General features: G+C 67.2%; 12 protein-coding genes. 6 read left to right on the forward strand and 6 right to left on the reverse strand.

Translation table 11 applies throughout. The features are described 5' to 3' along the window. Positions 1 to 129: 129 nt before the first annotated feature. On the forward strand, positions 130 to 1,344 hold the full coding sequence (locus ACP696_RS17620; RefSeq protein WP_426013960.1) for an NADP-dependent isocitrate dehydrogenase: 1,215 nt from the start codon (positions 130 to 132) through the stop codon (positions 1,342 to 1,344). Positions 1,345 to 1,428: 84 nt separating this feature from the next. On the opposite strand, the gene ACP696_RS17625 is transcribed toward ACP696_RS17620, so the two are convergent. Next, the gene (locus ACP696_RS17625) at positions 1,429 to 2,190 is read right to left on the reverse strand and encodes a GNAT family N-acetyltransferase (RefSeq protein WP_426013962.1); all 762 of its coding nucleotides are present in this window, start codon (positions 2,188 to 2,190) and stop codon (positions 1,429 to 1,431) included. 266 nt (positions 2,191 to 2,456) lie between these two features. On the opposite strand from ACP696_RS17625, the gene ACP696_RS17630 reads away from it, so the two are divergent. From ACP696_RS17630 to ACP696_RS17640, 3 genes are all read left to right on the forward strand, one after another. After that, entirely contained in the window at positions 2,457 to 3,035 is a 579-nt protein-coding gene (locus tag ACP696_RS17630; protein WP_426013964.1) for a DUF2939 domain-containing protein, read from the forward strand. 100 nt (positions 3,036 to 3,135) lie between these two features. Next, on the forward strand, positions 3,136 to 4,119 hold the full coding sequence (locus ACP696_RS17635) for an AEC family transporter (protein ID WP_426013965.1): 984 nt from the start codon (positions 3,136 to 3,138) through the stop codon (positions 4,117 to 4,119). Positions 4,120 to 4,276: 157 nt separating this feature from the next. Next, the gene (locus tag ACP696_RS17640; protein ID WP_426044105.1) at positions 4,277 to 4,882 is read left to right on the forward strand and encodes a DUF1003 domain-containing protein; all 606 of its coding nucleotides are present in this window, start codon (positions 4,277 to 4,279) and stop codon (positions 4,880 to 4,882) included. Between the two features lie 100 nt (positions 4,883 to 4,982). Here ACP696_RS17640 and alaS read toward each other — a convergent pair whose 3' ends face one another. Together alaS and recA are read right to left on the reverse strand one after the other, a co-directional pair. After that, positions 4,983 to 7,637: an alanine--tRNA ligase gene (gene alaS, locus ACP696_RS17645; RefSeq protein ID WP_426044106.1), complete on the reverse strand. Its 2,655-nt coding sequence runs from the start codon at positions 7,635 to 7,637 to the stop codon at positions 4,983 to 4,985. A 599-nt stretch (positions 7,638 to 8,236) separates the two neighbouring features. Beyond that, on the reverse strand, positions 8,237 to 9,307 hold the full coding sequence (recA, locus tag ACP696_RS17650; protein ID WP_426044107.1) for a recombinase RecA: 1,071 nt from the start codon (positions 9,305 to 9,307) through the stop codon (positions 8,237 to 8,239). Between the two features lie 310 nt (positions 9,308 to 9,617). On the opposite strand from recA, the gene ACP696_RS17655 reads away from it, so the two are divergent. Further along, complete coding sequence (locus tag ACP696_RS17655) at positions 9,618 to 11,222, forward strand: EAL domain-containing protein (protein WP_426032222.1); 1,605 nt, start codon at positions 9,618 to 9,620, stop codon at positions 11,220 to 11,222. 3 nt (positions 11,223 to 11,225) lie between these two features. Here the strand turns inward: ACP696_RS17655 and ACP696_RS17660 are convergent, their stop codons facing one another. Further along, complete coding sequence (locus ACP696_RS17660; protein WP_426013973.1) at positions 11,226 to 13,073, reverse strand: DUF885 domain-containing protein; 1,848 nt, start codon at positions 13,071 to 13,073, stop codon at positions 11,226 to 11,228. A gap of 129 nt (positions 13,074 to 13,202) precedes the next feature. Further along, a complete protein-coding gene (locus tag ACP696_RS17665; protein WP_426013975.1) occupies positions 13,203 to 13,580 on the reverse strand; it encodes a YybH family protein in 378 nt (125 codons plus the stop codon). Between the two features lie 88 nt (positions 13,581 to 13,668). On the opposite strand from ACP696_RS17665, the gene ACP696_RS17670 reads away from it, so the two are divergent. Then, positions 13,669 to 14,190: a GNAT family N-acetyltransferase gene (locus ACP696_RS17670; protein WP_426013977.1), complete on the forward strand. Its 522-nt coding sequence runs from the start codon at positions 13,669 to 13,671 to the stop codon at positions 14,188 to 14,190. A gap of 58 nt (positions 14,191 to 14,248) precedes the next feature. Here the strand turns inward: ACP696_RS17670 and ACP696_RS17675 are convergent, their stop codons facing one another. After that, positions 14,249 to 14,476: a hypothetical protein gene (locus ACP696_RS17675; protein WP_426013979.1), complete on the reverse strand. Its 228-nt coding sequence runs from the start codon at positions 14,474 to 14,476 to the stop codon at positions 14,249 to 14,251. Between the last annotated feature and the right edge of the window lie 619 nt (positions 14,477 to 15,095).

The raw sequence follows: 15,095 nt of genomic DNA on the forward strand, positions 1-15,095 counted from the left end.
GACGACGTCGTCGCGACCTCGCCTTTCCCAGCGGCTTGCAACAGTCTATAGGCCTCCCGTCCGCGCCGCTCCTGGGCCCTGTGCGCCAAAGAGTCACAGGCGCGCCACCGCCAGAGGAAAGCCCCTGCAATGGCCAAGATTAAAGTCGCCAATCCCGTCGTCGATATGGACGGCGATGAAATGACCCGGATCATCTGGAAGCTGATCAAGGACAAGCTGATCTTTCCGTATCTGGACCTGGAGCTCGACTATTTCGACCTCAGCGTCGAGAACCGCGACGCCACCAACGACCAGGTGACCATCGACGCGGCCGAGGCCACCAAGAAGCACGGCGTCGCCGTCAAGTGCGCCACCATCACCCCAGACGAACAGCGGGTCACCGAGTTCAATCTCAAGAAGATGTGGAAGTCGCCGAACGGCACCATCCGCAACATCCTGGGCGGCGTGATCTTCCGCGAGCCGATCATCTGCCGGAACGTGCCGCGCCTGGTGCCGGGCTGGACCCAGCCGATCATCGTCGGCCGCCATGCGTTCGGCGACCAGTACAAGGCCACCGACTTCCTGTTCCCCGGCAAGGGCACGCTGACGATGAAGTTCGTCGGCGAGGACGGCGTGGTGATCGAACACGAAATCTACAAGTCCCCGTCGGCCGGCGTGGCCATGGGCATGTACAATCTGGATGAGTCGATCCGCGACTTCGCCCACGCCTCGCTCGCCTATGGCCTGGGTCGCGGCTATCCGGTCTATCTGTCGACGAAGAACACGATCCTGAAAGCCTATGACGGCCGCTTCAAGGATATCTTCCAGGAGATCTTCGACGCCGAATATGCCGAGGCCTTCAAGGCCAAGGGCATCCACTACGAGCACCGCCTGATCGACGACATGGTGGCCTCGGCCATCAAATGGTCGGGCGGCTATGTCTGGGCCTGCAAGAACTATGACGGCGACGTTCAATCCGACATCGTGGCCCAAGGCTTTGGCTCGCTGGGCCTGATGACCTCGGTGCTGATGACCCCGGACGGCAAGACGGTGGAAGCCGAGGCCGCCCACGGCACGGTCACCCGCCACTATCGCCAGCACCAGAAGGGCCAAAGCACCTCGACCAACTCGATCGCGTCGATCTTCGCCTGGACCCGTGGCCTGGCCCACCGCGCCAAGCTGGATGACAACGCCGAACTGACGGCCTTCGCCCACACCCTGGAAAAGGTCTGCGTCGACACTGTTGAGAGCGGCTTCATGACCAAGGACCTGGCCCTGCTGGTCGGGGACCAGCAGTCGTGGCTGACCACCGAAGGCTTCCTCGACAAGATCGACGAGAACCTGAAGATCGCGATGGCGGTTTAGGTCGCGAACCGTCATCGACGGAACAGAAGCAGCGCCCCTCGGGAAACCGGGGGGCGTTTTTCGTTCGTGGTGGGCTTAAACAATTTAGCGGCGTCGCCAGTGGTAGGTCACGTCAGGCATCTTCTCTTCGTTGCGTGCGCCGTCGGTCAGTTCTTCGACCAGGAAGCCATGCCGCTGGTAGAGAGTCCGGGCTCTGAGGTTTGACTGGAATGTGTAGAGCCGCAGTTCATCTTGCTGGCTCTGGGCAAGTCGCACCAAGGCGCCGCCGATCCCCTGCCCGTGGAAATCTGGGTCCACATAGAGATGGTCAATCCATCCAGGCAGCAACGCGAGATGTCCACGAAGGATGGCGTCCTCGAACGCGCCCCAGACAGGACCCTCGACCATCACCCTGTCACGATAGAAGGCGGCGAATTCGGCTTCGGAGTGAAGCGACGTGTCGTAGCCGGGGATCAAGGCCCCGGCCCGGCGATGGAGCGCCGCAGCCTGCGCACCCTCGTCGTTAGTGATGAGCCGCAGCGTGATCATGGCCGCGCCGCTCGGAAGATCAGCGACGCGAGGAACATGGCGCGACGATTTCGCCATCTTCCTTGCTGAAGGTGTCGATCGGTCGATCGGTCGATCGACCAGGATGGGGGTAGCGACCGTCGCCTCCAGGATCTGATCTTCGGTCGCCGTCCCGTCCGCCAAGCCCAGCTCGCCGGCCGGGGCGCCCATCTCGCGCAACAGGTCGCGGAGACACGCCACCCCCCGAGCCGACAGGTCGCGCAATTGGTCGCCCGTCCAGCCGACGCTCAGATACTTGACGACCGTCGGCGCATAGCCCGCCGCCTCGACGATGGCCACGACGTTGCGCGAGGTCCCGCAGGCTGCGGTTGTGGAAGATGACGATAGGGAAGTCAGCTTCGGACACAGGATCGCTTTCAATTGAGGGACAAGGCGGGTCGCGGCGCATTGACGATTTCCATGGATTGGAGCGGTCTGGCAAGGCAGGTCGGTGTTTGCGGGCGTACTGTCTGAAATCCCATGCTCGCGTGGCGCGAGAAGCCTTGCGGCGCGCCGGGGATTAGGGTGTCTATGCTGGCGTTAACCTTCTTCGCGCGGGGGCGGCGATGACCTTTCAGAAACGGCTGTGGGACCTGGTGGTCCTGGCGATCTTCGTCTTCGCCGCCGCCTTCGCCACCGCACCCTGGTTTGCCTTTCGCGCCCTCAAGGCCGCCGCCCAGTACGAGGACGTGCAAGCGATCAGCGAACTGGTCGATTTTCCCGCGGTGCGTCGCAGCCTCACCAGCGAGTTGAACGACGCCGAGCCCGCCGCCGTGGCGCCGGCCGAACCGCCGTCGATCTGGCGCGACCCGCTGGGGGTCTTCAAGCGGGCCATCGAGCCGATCGCGCCGCGCGAGCCGAAGGTGGATCGCTATCTGACCGTCGCGGGGCTGTCGGCCCTGACCCGCGGCTATCCGCCGGGCATGGCGCCGACCGCCGCCGCCAAGCCCGTCACCGCCATGGACAAGGCCAAGGCCGCCGTCACCGGACCGCACGCCGCCATCGCCTACTGGGATCCCAACCGCGTGCGGATCGCCGTCAAACGGCCCGATGCGGCGGACAAGACCACGGTCTTCACTTTCCAGCGCGGCAAGCTGTTCGAGTGGAAGCTGGTGCATGTGCGCCTGCCGCAAGACGAGCGCTGATCGGGCGCTAGACCGCCGGCCGCCGCCAATGGTATCGACCTGCGGCCCACCTGGGCGGAGACCGCCGCGTGTCATCGTCCCGTAGCTTCCTGGTAGCGCCTTGATCCCCCTGCTGTTCGACGTGCCGCAGCGGGTGCTGCCCTTCTTCCTGCTGGTCGCGGCCGGGGTCACCCTGGCGCGGCTGCGGCTGTTCGACGCCCGGATGTCGACCGGCCTGTCGAGCTATGTCTACTGGATCGGCTTTCCCGCCCTGCTCATCCATTCGCTGTCGCGGGTCGGTATCCCCGATCGCGCCCTGACCCTGGGGCTGTCGGCCTATGGCGCCTGCGCCTTGCTGGTGGTGGCCTTGATGGTCGCTCTGGGCGTCGCGCTCCGCTGGACCCGTGAGGAACGGGCCGGGGGCGCCTTGTCGGCGAGCTTGGGCAACAGCGCCTTCCTGGGCCTGCCGATCGCCGCCGCCGTGCTTGGCCCCGAGGCCGCCCGCGTGTCGGCGGGCGTTGTGGCGGTCGATTTCGTGGTCGTTGCGGCCATCGGCGTAGGCCTGCTGGGCTGGGCCGGCGGACGCTCGACCTGGCGCTCGCTGATGCAGGCCTTGCGCAATCCGATCGTGCTGGCCGCCATCACCGGCACCGCCATGGCCCTCCTTGCCCTGCGCCTGCCCGACGTGCTGGATCGCGCGGTTGGCGCCGCAGCGGCCTCGGGTAGCCCCGCGGCCTTGGTCGCCTTGGGCGTGGCGCTGGGCCTGACGGGCCTGCCGGCCGCCGGTGTTCCTTCCGATCCCCCCACCGAGGAACCGGCCCCGATCCCGCGCTGGGGCCCAATCGTCGTCGCCGCCGTGGCCAAGCTGATCCTCTTGCCCATCGCCACCTGGTTCGCCACCGGCCTGGTCGACGCGCCGCTGATCTTCCGCCTTGGCGCGACACTGATGGCCGCCACCCCGACGGCGGTCAATGTGTTCATCCAGACCAAGGCCTACAGTGTGTTCGAACGCGGCGGGGCGCGGATCGTGGCCCTGACCACGGCCGCCTCCTGCGTCACCCTGTCGGTCGCGGCGATCCTGCTGGAACGGGTTCTGGTCCGCTAGATCCGCGAAACGTCCGTTACCGCCAAGGCTTGGGCGGCAGCTCGCTTGACCTAGGTTTTGCTGAACACCTCGCGAGATCTGGTGAGCGGGAACGATGAGCAACGGGCGCCGTTGCGGTGACTGACAGTCTCCCGGGCTGCCCAGGGAGATACAGACGATGGCCGACACCGAGGGTCCGGGTGGACCATCCCATCGCGCCGCCGATGGCCTCGCCGACCATGAGGTTGATACGGTCGAGGCCGTCGCCTGCCTTCATCGCGACCATTACCGGCGGGCCAGCAGCCTTCAGCGGTTGATCGACAGCGCCACAGAGCGGCTCGGCCGGCCCGCCGCCGTCGTCTTTCTGACCGTGGTGATCGCAGGCTGGGCGGGCTTGGCGGCGTGGCGCGGGGGCGGCCGGGTCGATCAACCGTCATTCGCCTGGCTGGAATTGGCCGCCACCCTGGCCGCCCTGCTGGTGGCGATCCTGATCCTGGTGACCCAGAGGCGCGAGGACCAGCTTGCCGACCGCCGCGCCCAACTGACCCTGCAGCTGGCGCTGCTGGCCGACAAGAAAAGCGCCAAGATCATTCAGCTCCTTGAGGAACTGAGGCGCGACGCGCCCAACATCGCCGACCGGGTGGACACCGAGTCCGAAGACATGGCCAAGCCCGCCGATCCCCAAGTCGTCGCCGCCTCCATCGAGGAGCAGGCCGGCGGCAGCGGCCTGGGCAGTCCTGACAGCGCCGGAGCGACCCCATGGGAACGTCGGCAAAGGCCCTAGAGCATTTCCCGACCTGACTGCGTCAGGCCGTGAGCTCTAATCTCTTGTTTTGACGCATTTTTCTTCACGCGAACCGCAACCTCTTCGCTCGAAAAATGCTCTAGCCTGCCAGCGCCGCCTTGATGGCGTCCAGGCCCGCCTGGGCCTTGGTCGCGTCGGGCGCGCCGCCTTGGGCGAAGTCGGCCTTGCCGCCCGCGCCTTGGCCGCCCATGGCCAGAACGGCCGCCTTGGCAAGCTCGGCGGCGCTGAACCGGCTCGTTAGGTTGGCGGTGACGGCGACCGTCACGGCGGCCTTGCCATCACTCGTGCCCACCAGGGCCACGACGCCGGACGTCAGCTGTTTCTTGAACTCCTCGGCCACGCCGCGCAGTTCCTTGCCGCCCACGCCGTCCAGGACACGAGCGATCAGGGCCGTCCCCGCGACGTCCTCTGGACCCGAAGCCGGGCCCGAACCACCGCCCAGGGCGAGCTGCTTCTTGGCGTCGGCCAATTCGCGCTCCAGGCGCTTGCGGTCGGCGATCAGGGCGTCGACCCGGGCGGCGACCTCGGCGACCGGAGCCTTGAACTGGTCGGCCAAGGCCTTGGCGACGCCAGCCTGGTCAAGCAGAAAGCGGCGGGCCGCCTCGCCGGTCAGGGCCTCGATGCGCCGGACGCCGGCCGCGACCCCCTGCTCGGAGACGATCTTGAACAGGGCGATGTCGCCGGTGCGGGCCACGTGGGTGCCGCCGCACAGCTCGACCGAATAGGCCTTGCCGTCCTCGGTCAGCGACTTGCCCAGGGTCAGGACGCGGACGCTGTCGCCGTATTTCTCGCCAAACAGCGCGATGGCGCCGGCCTCGATGGCCTCCTGGGGCGCCATTTCCTTGGTCTCGGCGGGCGCGTTCTGGCGGATCACCTCATTGACCTCGGCCTCGATGCGCTCGATCTCGTCGGCGGTCAGCGGGCCGCCGTGGCTGAAGTCGAAGCGCATGCGGTCGCCATCGACCATTTGGCCCTTTTGAGCCACGTGCGGGCCCAGAACATGGTGCAGGGCGGCATGCACCAGGTGGGCGGCCGAGTGGTTGGCGCGGGTGGTGGCGCGTTTGCCGGCGTCCGCCGAAGCGACGACCTGATCGCCGACCTTTAGCGGGCCGGCCAGTTCGACGCGGTGCACATACAGCTCGCCGGCCTGTTTCTGGGTGTCGAGCACCCGGCTCTCGACGCCGTTCGCCTCGATCACGCCGGTGTCGCCGGCCTGGCCGCCGCTCTCGGCGTAGAAGCCGGTGCGGTCGAGCAGGACCTCGACGGTCGTGCCCGCCGTGGCGGCGTCGGTTTCCGCGCCGTCGATCAGGATCGCCTTCACAACGCCCGTGGTCTCGGTGTGGTCATAGCCGGTGAACTGGGTCGGGCCGGCGCGTTCCTTGACGCCGAACCAGGCGGCGGCCGCCCCGGTCTGGCCAGAGCCCGCCCAGTTGGCGCGGGCCATCGTGCGCTGGCGGTCCATGGCCACGTCAAAGCCGTCGGTGTCGACGGTGATGCCCTTGGCGCGCACGGCGTCCTGGGTCAGGTCGAGCGGGAAGCCGTAGGTGTCGTAGAGCTTGAAGGCGGTCTCGCCGTCCAGCACGCCGCCGGCCGTCAGGCCCGCGGTGGCGTCGTCGAGCAGGCCCATGCCGCGGCCCAGGGTGACGCGGAAACGCTCCTCTTCCTGGCGCAGGGTGTCGACGATAGAGGCCTCAGCGCGGCGCAGTTCGGGATAGGCCTGGCCCATCTGCGCCACCAGGGTCGGCGCCAGGCGGTGCATCAAGGGCTCGCCCGCGCCCAGCAGATAGGCGTGGCGCATGGCCCGGCGCATGATCCGGCGCAGCACATAGCCGCGGCCTTCGTTCGAGGGGGTGACGCCGTCGGCCAGCAGGAACGAGGACGAGCGCAGATGGTCAGCGATCACCCGGTGCGACGGGGCCTGGTCGCCTTGCGCCTTCACCCCGGTCAGCTCGACGCTGGCGGCGATCAGGGCCCTGAACAGGTCGATGTCGTAATTGTCGTGCACGCCCTGCAGGATGGCGGCGATGCGCTCCAGGCCCATGCCGGTGTCGATCGAGGGCTTGGGCAGCGACAGGCGCTCGCCGCCGGCCATCTGCTCGAACTGCATGAAGACCAGGTTCCAGATTTCGATGAACCGGTCACCGTCCTCATCGGGGCTGCCGGGGGGGCCGCCGGGGATGTGGTCGCCGTGGTCGAAGAAGATTTCCGAGCACGGGCCGCAGGGGCCGGTATCGCCCATCGACCAGAAATTGTCGTTGGTGGCGATGCGGATGATGCGGCTGTCATCCAGACCCGCGATCTTCTTCCAGAGGTCGGCGGCCTCGTCGTCGGTGTGGTAGACGGTGACCAGCAGCTTATCCTTGGGCAGGCCAAACTCGCGGGTCAACAAGGTCCAGGCGTGGGTGATCGCCTGTTCCTTGAAATAGTCGCCGAACGAGAAATTGCCGAGCATCTCGAAGAAGGTGTGGTGGCGGGCGGTGTAGCCGACATTGTCGAGATCATTGTGCTTGCCGCCGGCCCGGACGCACTTCTGCGACGAGGTGGCGCGCGGATAGGGCGGGGCCTCGGCGCCGGTGAAGGCGTTCTTGAACGGCACCATGCCGGCATTGACGAACAGCAGCGTCGGATCGTTCTGCGGCACCAGCGGCGCCGAGGGCGTGATCGCATGATCGGCCGCGCCGAAATAGTTCAGAAAGGTGCTGCGGATCTCGTTCAGGTTGGGTCGGCTGGTCATCGGCGTCTCGGGTGTTCGTACTGGATCCGGTCGAACCGGAGGTCGGGGCTGCATAGCGCGGTTTCAAGCGGAGTGGAAACCACGTTGGTCGTTGGGGTGCAGGCCGGGGCTTGAGATCCTCCCCCGTAGGGGAAGTGTCGGCAAAGCCGACGGAGGGGGTGTGAGCGGCGCAGGTCACCACCCGACTCAGTCGACCCCACACTCCCACACCGGTCGCTTCGCGACCGCCTCCCCCACGGGGGGGAGAGGACTTGGGTGGTCGAGGCGGCGGAGCCGCCGGGGCTCTTCGGGCCACCTCCTCTTAGGAAGCGAGACCTACCGGCCAACTGAGCAGACCCCCTCCGTCCCCCGAAGCGGGCGGCTCCTCCCCTTGAAGGGAATTGGCGGATAGCGCGGTAGACCCCCTCCGGCCCTGCGGGCCACCTCCCCCTGAGTGAGAGGATTGTCGGAGAAACGAAATCGGACGCCTGGCATGGGGTCCAGGCGTCCGGGGATCGCGGCCTGCCGAGGCGGTATTCCACGGCGGCTATAAGGCGGGGTCGCGCGCTATGAAAACGGCGGCCGCGAAACCTGTGTCAGGTCAGGCGCTGGGCTTGGACCTAAGCTTCGTCGCCCTCCTCCGGGCCGCCGACCAGAAGCTCTTCCTCGATCTTCTGCGACGACTTGCGGACGGCGGCCTCGATCTCGTTGGCCAGATCCTTGTTGGCCTTGAGGAACTCGCGGACATTGTCGCGGCCCTGACCGATGCGCTGACTGTTATAGGAGAACCACGAGCCGGCCTTGTCGATCACCCCGGCCTTGACGCCCAGGTCGATGATCTCGCCCAGCTTGGAAATGCCTTCGCCATACATGATGTCAAACTCGACCTCGCGGAACGGCGGCGCCACCTTGTTCTTGACCACCTTGACCCGGACGTTGTTGCCGACGATCTCGTCACGGTTCTTCACCGAGCCGGTACGACGGATGTCCAGGCGGACCGAGGCGTAGAACTTCAGGGCGTTGCCGCCCGTGGTGGTTTCCGGGCTGCCGTACATCACCCCGATCTTGTGACGGATCTGGTTGATGAAGATGACGATGGTGTTGGTCTTGTTGATCGAGCCGGTCAGCTTCCGCAGCGCCTGGCTCATCAGGCGGGCCTGCAGGCCCGGCAGGCTGTCGCCCATCTCGCCTTCGATTTCTGCCTTGGGGGTCAGGGCCGCGACCGAGTCGATGACCACCACGTCTACGGCGCCGGAGCGCACCAGGGTGTCGGTGATCTCCAGGGCCTGCTCGCCGTTGTCGGGCTGCGAGACCAGCAGGTTGTCGAGATTGACCCCCAGCTTGAAGGCGTAGCCCGGATCGAGCGCGTGCTCGGCGTCGACGAAGGCGGCGGTGCCGCCGGCCTTCTGGACCTCGGCCACCACGTGCAGGGCCAGAGTGGTCTTGCCCGAGCTTTCCGGACCGTAGATCTCGATCACCCGCCCCTTGGGCAGGCCGCCGATGCCCAGAGCGATGTCGAGGCCCAGCGAGCCGGTGGACACCGACTCGATCTCCATCTTGCCCTTTTCGCCCAGCTTCATCACCGAGCCCTTGCCGAACGCCCGGTCGATCTGCGCCAGCGCCGCTTCAAGAGCGCGCTGTTTGTCGCCGTCTTCTTTGCCCACGAGTTTCAAAGCCGCCTGATTGCTCATTGGAGATCCGCCCTTATTCCATGATTCCGACCGGCAGATCGGAGGTTCGCGCTCGGCGCGCCCTTCGCCTGTGGAATGATTAACGAGTACATGCTTTGTTCCGTGTTCACAAGATGTTCTTTTCTCGTGGCGCGGAAGCGATGAGGACGGTCTATCGGCTATATGCGTCAGAAGCGGTCACATAGGTCGCGACGCAAATCGCCGCCCTGCGACATTTTCTCGCGCCCTGCGGTCGAGCTTTCGTCCGCGCCTCAACCGCTCCTTAACAGGCAGGCGCTCATGGTGCTCTCTTCCCGGGGGGAGCACCGTTTTGTCGATCGATCCGCGCCGTCTACTGGGCCTGGCCTTCGCCAGCGCCGACCTGCTGATGGAAGTCGAGAATGGCCAGGTGATCCTGGCGCTCGGGGCGGCCCAGCGGATCATGGGCCTGGACGAGCGTTCGATGATGGGCCGGGTGTTCCGGGATCTCTTCACCGCCGCCGACCGCCCGCTGGTCGAAGCCGTGCTCAATGTGATGAGCGATGGCTTCCGGCGCGGACCCGTCACACTGCGCATGGCCGGCGAGCCGCCGCGTCACGTCAATCTGACCATGCGCGCCCTGCCCGACAATGGCGGCCGGATTTCGGTTTCGGTCACCCCCGCCCCCGCCCCTTCGGGCCAGGTCGACGAGATCGGCCTGCGCAGCCGCGAAAGCTTCGAGGATATCGCCCGGGGCCTGTTCGAGGCCGCCCGGGTCACCGGGCTCGAGCTTGAACTCGCGATGGTCGACTTCTCGGGCCTGGACGTCGTCCGCGACCAGCTGTCGCCTCGCGAGGCCCACGCCCTGGACGTCAAGCTGGCCGGCGCGGTGCGGGCCGAGTCGCACGCCGGCGGCATGGCCACGCGGCTGTCGTCCGAACGCTTCGCCCTGGTGCGGACCAAGTCCGACCATCCCGATGACATGGCCCAACGCCTGACCAAGTCCACGACGCTGACGGCCACCGCCCATGTCGTGCCGCTGGACGCCGGCGTCGCCCCGGCCCGCGGGCTGAAGGCCCTGCGCTACGCCTTGGACGATTTCCTGCGCGAGGGGCTGAAGGACTCCCCCCCGATCAGCCTGTCGGAAGCCATGAACCGCTCGGTCAAGCGCACCCTGGCCAAGGCCGGCGCCCTGGGCGTGGCGGTCAGCCAGCGGCGGTTCACCTTGGCCTACCAGCCGGTGGTCAACCTGGCGACGGGGATCGCCCATCACCACGAGGCCTTGGTGCGCTTCGAGGACGGCGGCAGCCCGTTCCAGTTGATCCGCATGGCCGAGGAGCTCGACCTGATCGAGGAGCTGGACCACGCGATCGCCGAGATGGCCGTCCAGCGTCTGGCCGGCGACCGAACGGGCGCCATCAAGCTGGCGGTCAATGTCTCGGGTCGGACGATCGTCAACGAGGGCTTCGTCGATCACATCGGCCGCCTGCTGGCCAAGCATGACAAGGCCAAGGGTCGCCTGATCTTCGAGATCACCGAATCCAGCGCCATCGACGATCTGCCCCGCGCCAACCAGCATATCCAGGCCCTCCGAGGCCTCGGCTCACTGGTGTGCCTGGACGATTTCGGGGCTGGAGCCTCGTCCTTCGCCTATCTGCAGGAACTGAGCCTGGACATCGTCAAGATCGACGGCCGCTATGTGCGCGAACTGGCCGGCAGCGGCCGCGACGGGGCCATGGTGCGCCACCTGGTCCAGATGTGCCGCGACCTGAATATCCGCACCGTCGCCGAGATGGTCGAGACCGTCGAGGTCGAGGAGGTCGTCCGCAAGGCCGGGGTCGATTTCGCCCAGGGCTGGCTGTTCGGCAAGCCGGCCGACAAGCCGCAGCCGGCGTTGAAGGTGGCCTCCGTCACCCCGGCAGCACGGCGGGCCGGGATTTCGGAAGGCTGGGGCTAACCCCTATTTACCGGCCTTGGTCTTGGCTACGTAGTCGTCCACCACGCGGTCCAGCACGACCAGCGGCGTCATGCCGGCCAGCAGGCCCGCGTCGTGGAACTGGCGGATGTCGAACCGCTTGCCTAGCGCCTTGCGAGCCCGTTCGCGGGCCCTCAGCCAGGTGATCTTGCCGATCATGTAGCTGCAGGCCTGGCCCGGCCAGACCACATAGCGCTCGATCTCGGTGATCGTGCCGCTCTCCTCGTCACCCATGGTCTCGGCCATGTACTTGACCGCCTGTTCGCGGCTCCACCTCTTGTGGTGCATGCCACTGTCGACCACCAGGCGCACGGCCCGGAACAGGGCGTCGTGCAGCATGCCGATATGGCCGAAGGCGTCGTCCTTATAGATGCCCATCTCGACGGCCAGCTGCTCTGTATAGAGCGCCCAGCCCTCGGTGTAGCCGGAATTGCCGATGGTCTTGCGGATCAGCGGAAGGCCCTTGGCCTCGTTCGAGATCGACAGCTGCAGGTGGTGACCCGGGACGCCCTCGTGGACGGTCAGGGTGGTGAGCAGATACTTCGGCTGCTCGGCGGTGTCGCGCAGATTGATCCAGTAGATGCCCGGACGCTTGCCATCCAGCGACGGCGAATTGTAGTAGCCGCCCGGCGCGCCGGCCTCGATGGCCTTGGGCACGCGGCGGATCTCCAGCGGGGCCTTGGGCAGTTCACCGAAATAGGCCGGCAGCTGCTTGTCGATCCACTTGGCCTTGGCGTTGAGGTCGGCGATCAGCTGTTCCTTGGCCGCGTCGGTATTGGCGTAGATCTGGGCGGGATCGGTGGCCAGGGCGCGCATCTTCTCGCCCGCTGTGCCCTTGGTGATCCCCCGGCTCTTGAACAGCACGTCGATCTGCGCCGACAGCGACTTGACCAGGTCCAGACCCAGCTGGTGAATCTCGTCCGGTGTGATGCTCGAGGTCGTGTAGTTCTTCAGCGACACGGCGTAGTAGTCGTCGCCGTTCTTCAGCCGCCAGACGCCGGCGTCATGGGTGGCCTTGGGGCGGACGCTTTCCAGCAGGGCGATCTGGCGCTTGAGGGCGGGCAGCACCGAGGTCTCGTAGATCCTGGTCGCCTCGCCGGCCCAGTCGCCGGGGATGGTCTTGGCCTTGGTCCGGCGGGCCACCGAAAGCACCAGCGGCGCCTCGGCGACGGGCGTGCCGGCGAAGGCCTTCATCTGGATCAGGGCCTTGTCGATCACGAAGTCCGGCGGGATCACGCCGTCGGCGAAGTCGCGGGCGGCGATGGCTGACTCCTGGTCCATCAGCCGGGCAAAGGCCTCCAACCGCGACAGATAGGCGTCGGCGTCTTCCTTGGTCTCGATGGCGTGCTGGGTGTCGAGGAAGTCGGGACAGGACTGGTAGGAGCCGGTCAGCTGGCTGAGCACATAGGGCGCGCCGGAGCCGCCGCCGGCATAGCTGAACTTGCTGTTGCCCTCATCCTGCACGGCTAGGGTGAACTCGACGGTATCGTAATTGACCCCGTCCATGCCGGTCAGGGCCTTGCGGTCTATGGCGCGCAGGTCGGCCAGCTGCTGCCTGGTCTGGGCGACGCCGGCGGCGATGGCGGCGGACGAGCGGTCGGCCAGCAGCGACTTGGTCCAGGCCAGGTCGCCGACGTCCATGCCCAGGCCAGTGGTGGTCTCGGGCGACTGGCGCAGGGTCTTGGCCATGAAGGCGTCGAACAGGGCGTTCAGCCTGGCCGCCTCGCCGGTGGCGGCGGCGGCGGCGGGCGCGTCGGCCAGGGCCAGGCTGGGCGCGCTGGCGGCGAAGCCCGCCGCGACGGTGGACAGCAGCATCTGACGACGGTTTTGCATGGCGTGGGTCCCCTTGCCCTGGATCTAGCTGGGCAAAGGCCTAGAGGGCCTTGCCCGGCGCGGCAACGGCGGCGGCATTAATTTCCCGTCATCTTGCGGCCAAGCGCATGTTTCATGCGGCGGACCGTGTCAGCTCAAGGTCACGAACAGCTCGTTCTCGATCACCCACTGGCCGGTGATCTTGCGCCAGGTCGCCAGATAGGTCCCGCTTGTATCCGCCACGCCGCGCGTCGTGCCGACCCAGGTTCCGTGCTCGGCGGCCCGGTCGCCCTGGGCGTCGCTCACGACCCGTTCGGTGGTGCGGACATAGGCGACGAAGGCCGGGTCGGTGAACTGGCTGGCGAAGGCGGCCAGCACGTCGTCGCGACCCAGGATCAATGACCCGTCGCCGACGATCACCTTGATGTCCAGCGCGAAGAACGGCGCCAGGCGACGCGCGTCCTTGCCGGCGATCAGCCTGTTGGTCAGCTTACGGCGGGCGGCGATGGCGTCGGTGGGCGAGGTCATGGGCAAGCGCTCGAGTTGCATGTGGCTGGCGGGCCGTACGCCGGTATAGGCTGCGCCCTGACCGTCGCAAACAGGAGGCCCCGACCGCATGTCGTCCCTGCCCGTGCTGACCACCGCACGCCTGACCCTGGCCCCGCCGGAGCGGTCCGACTTCGAGGACAGCGTCGCGCTGTGGAGCGACCCGATGGTCACCCGCCATGTCGGCGGCCGCACCTCGACGCCGGAGGAGAGCTGGGCGCGCCTGCTGCGGGCCCGCGGCCTGTGGTCGTTGCTGGGCTACGGCTATTGGGGCGTGCGCGAGACGGCCACCGGCCGCTATGTCGGCGAGGTGGGGTTCGCCGACTTTCACCGGGCGCTGGAGCCGTCGATCGACGGAATTCCCGAGATGGGCTGGGTGCTGGCGCTCTGGGCGCATGGGCAGGGCCTGGCGTCGGAGGCCGTGACGGCGGGCCTGGCCTGGGGCGAGACGGTGTGGGGCGAGGGTCCCGTGGTCTGCATCATCGATCCGGACAACGCCCCGTCGCTGAAGCTGGCAAGGCGCATGGAGTTCGTCGAGGTGGCGCGGACGATCTACAAGGACGGACCGACGGTGCTCTTGCGGCGGGGCTAGGCATCTGTTCTCGCATCGCTTTTGCGGAAAACTGGTGGCCACTTTTCCGCGCGATGCTCTAGGCGCCAAGCGCGGCCAGCTTTTTCATGATCTCGTCTATCCGGGCGTTCGAGCCCTGGCGAAAGGTCTCGTAGGCGCCGGGCTGGGCCGGATCGCCGAGGACGGCGACCTCGCGCTGAAGGCGGGCCAGGCGCTGGAGCTGGGCGTGGCGGACCTGGGCGGCGGTGAGCCGCGCGATGGCGCGATCGATGGGGCAACGCGGCAAGGGCTTGCGGTCGTCGGACATGTTTTCCTCCTGTGGCTCACCCACTTGCCCCCACCTGGCGACTGCGTCGCCTGTCCGCCCCCATAGGGGGCGGGGCTCAGATCGCGCGAGGCTCCGCCCCCATGGGGCGGACAGACCGCGCAGCGGTCAGGTGGGGCAAGTGGGTGTGATCCCACGCCAATTGGCTGTGAGTTGGTTTGGGGAGGGTTGCGAAGCGCCCGGGCTCCGCCCGGAGGTTTTGCAGTGTGATTACCGTTTCGACGAAGACGAGCGCTTCGCGTGGAACCGTTATTCGGGAGCGGTCGGGCAGGCAGGGGTCTTAGCCCTTCTCCCGACGCTTTCGCTCGCGCCCCCGACGGGCGGGCCAGGGCGGCGAGCCCCGGTCCCGCACCGCATGCGTAACCCCCGCATGCCTGCTGGCTGGGTCGCCTACCCCAGGCGCCGGAGTTTCGTCACCACGGGGGTGAACCTGCTCCGGACCAACCTGGGGCGTCTCCCGAAGGAAACACGGCGGCCAAGCCTACCCGCTCGACCACTTCCCACCGCCCGTCAGGTCGCCGGCCGACGTCCCTCCCCGTGCGATGGGGTGAGATCATTATGAGGGCGCCCAAAAGGGGTGAGCGTCAAAAAGATTGAAAAG

The organism is Caulobacter sp. DWR3-1-2, assembly GCF_049896225.1.
Lineage (GTDB): Bacteria > Pseudomonadota > Alphaproteobacteria > Caulobacterales > Caulobacteraceae > Caulobacter.

Excerpts from the sequence above, each read along its gene's own strand:
- ACP696_RS17620 (WP_426013960.1), top strand. The coding sequence starts at position 130 with ATGGCCAAGATTAAAGTCGCCAATCCCGTCGTCGATATGGACGGCGAT.
- ACP696_RS17630 (WP_426013964.1), top strand. The coding sequence starts at position 2,457 with ATGACCTTTCAGAAACGGCTGTGGGACCTGGTGGTCCTGGCGATCTTC.
- ACP696_RS17640 (WP_426044105.1), top strand. The coding sequence starts at position 4,277 with ATGGCCGACACCGAGGGTCCGGGTGGACCATCCCATCGCGCCGCCGAT.
- alaS (WP_426044106.1), bottom strand. The coding sequence starts at position 7,637 with ATGACCAGCCGACCCAACCTGAACGAGATCCGCAGCACCTTTCTGAAC.
- recA (WP_426044107.1), bottom strand. The coding sequence starts at position 9,307 with ATGAGCAATCAGGCGGCTTTGAAACTCGTGGGCAAAGAAGACGGCGAC.
- ACP696_RS17660 (WP_426013973.1), bottom strand. The coding sequence starts at position 13,073 with ATGCAAAACCGTCGTCAGATGCTGCTGTCCACCGTCGCGGCGGGCTTC.
- ACP696_RS17665 (WP_426013975.1), bottom strand. The coding sequence starts at position 13,580 with ATGACCTCGCCCACCGACGCCATCGCCGCCCGCCGTAAGCTGACCAAC.
- ACP696_RS17670 (WP_426013977.1), top strand. The coding sequence starts at position 13,669 with ATGTCGTCCCTGCCCGTGCTGACCACCGCACGCCTGACCCTGGCCCCG.
- ACP696_RS17675 (WP_426013979.1), bottom strand. The coding sequence starts at position 14,476 with ATGTCCGACGACCGCAAGCCCTTGCCGCGTTGCCCCATCGATCGCGCC.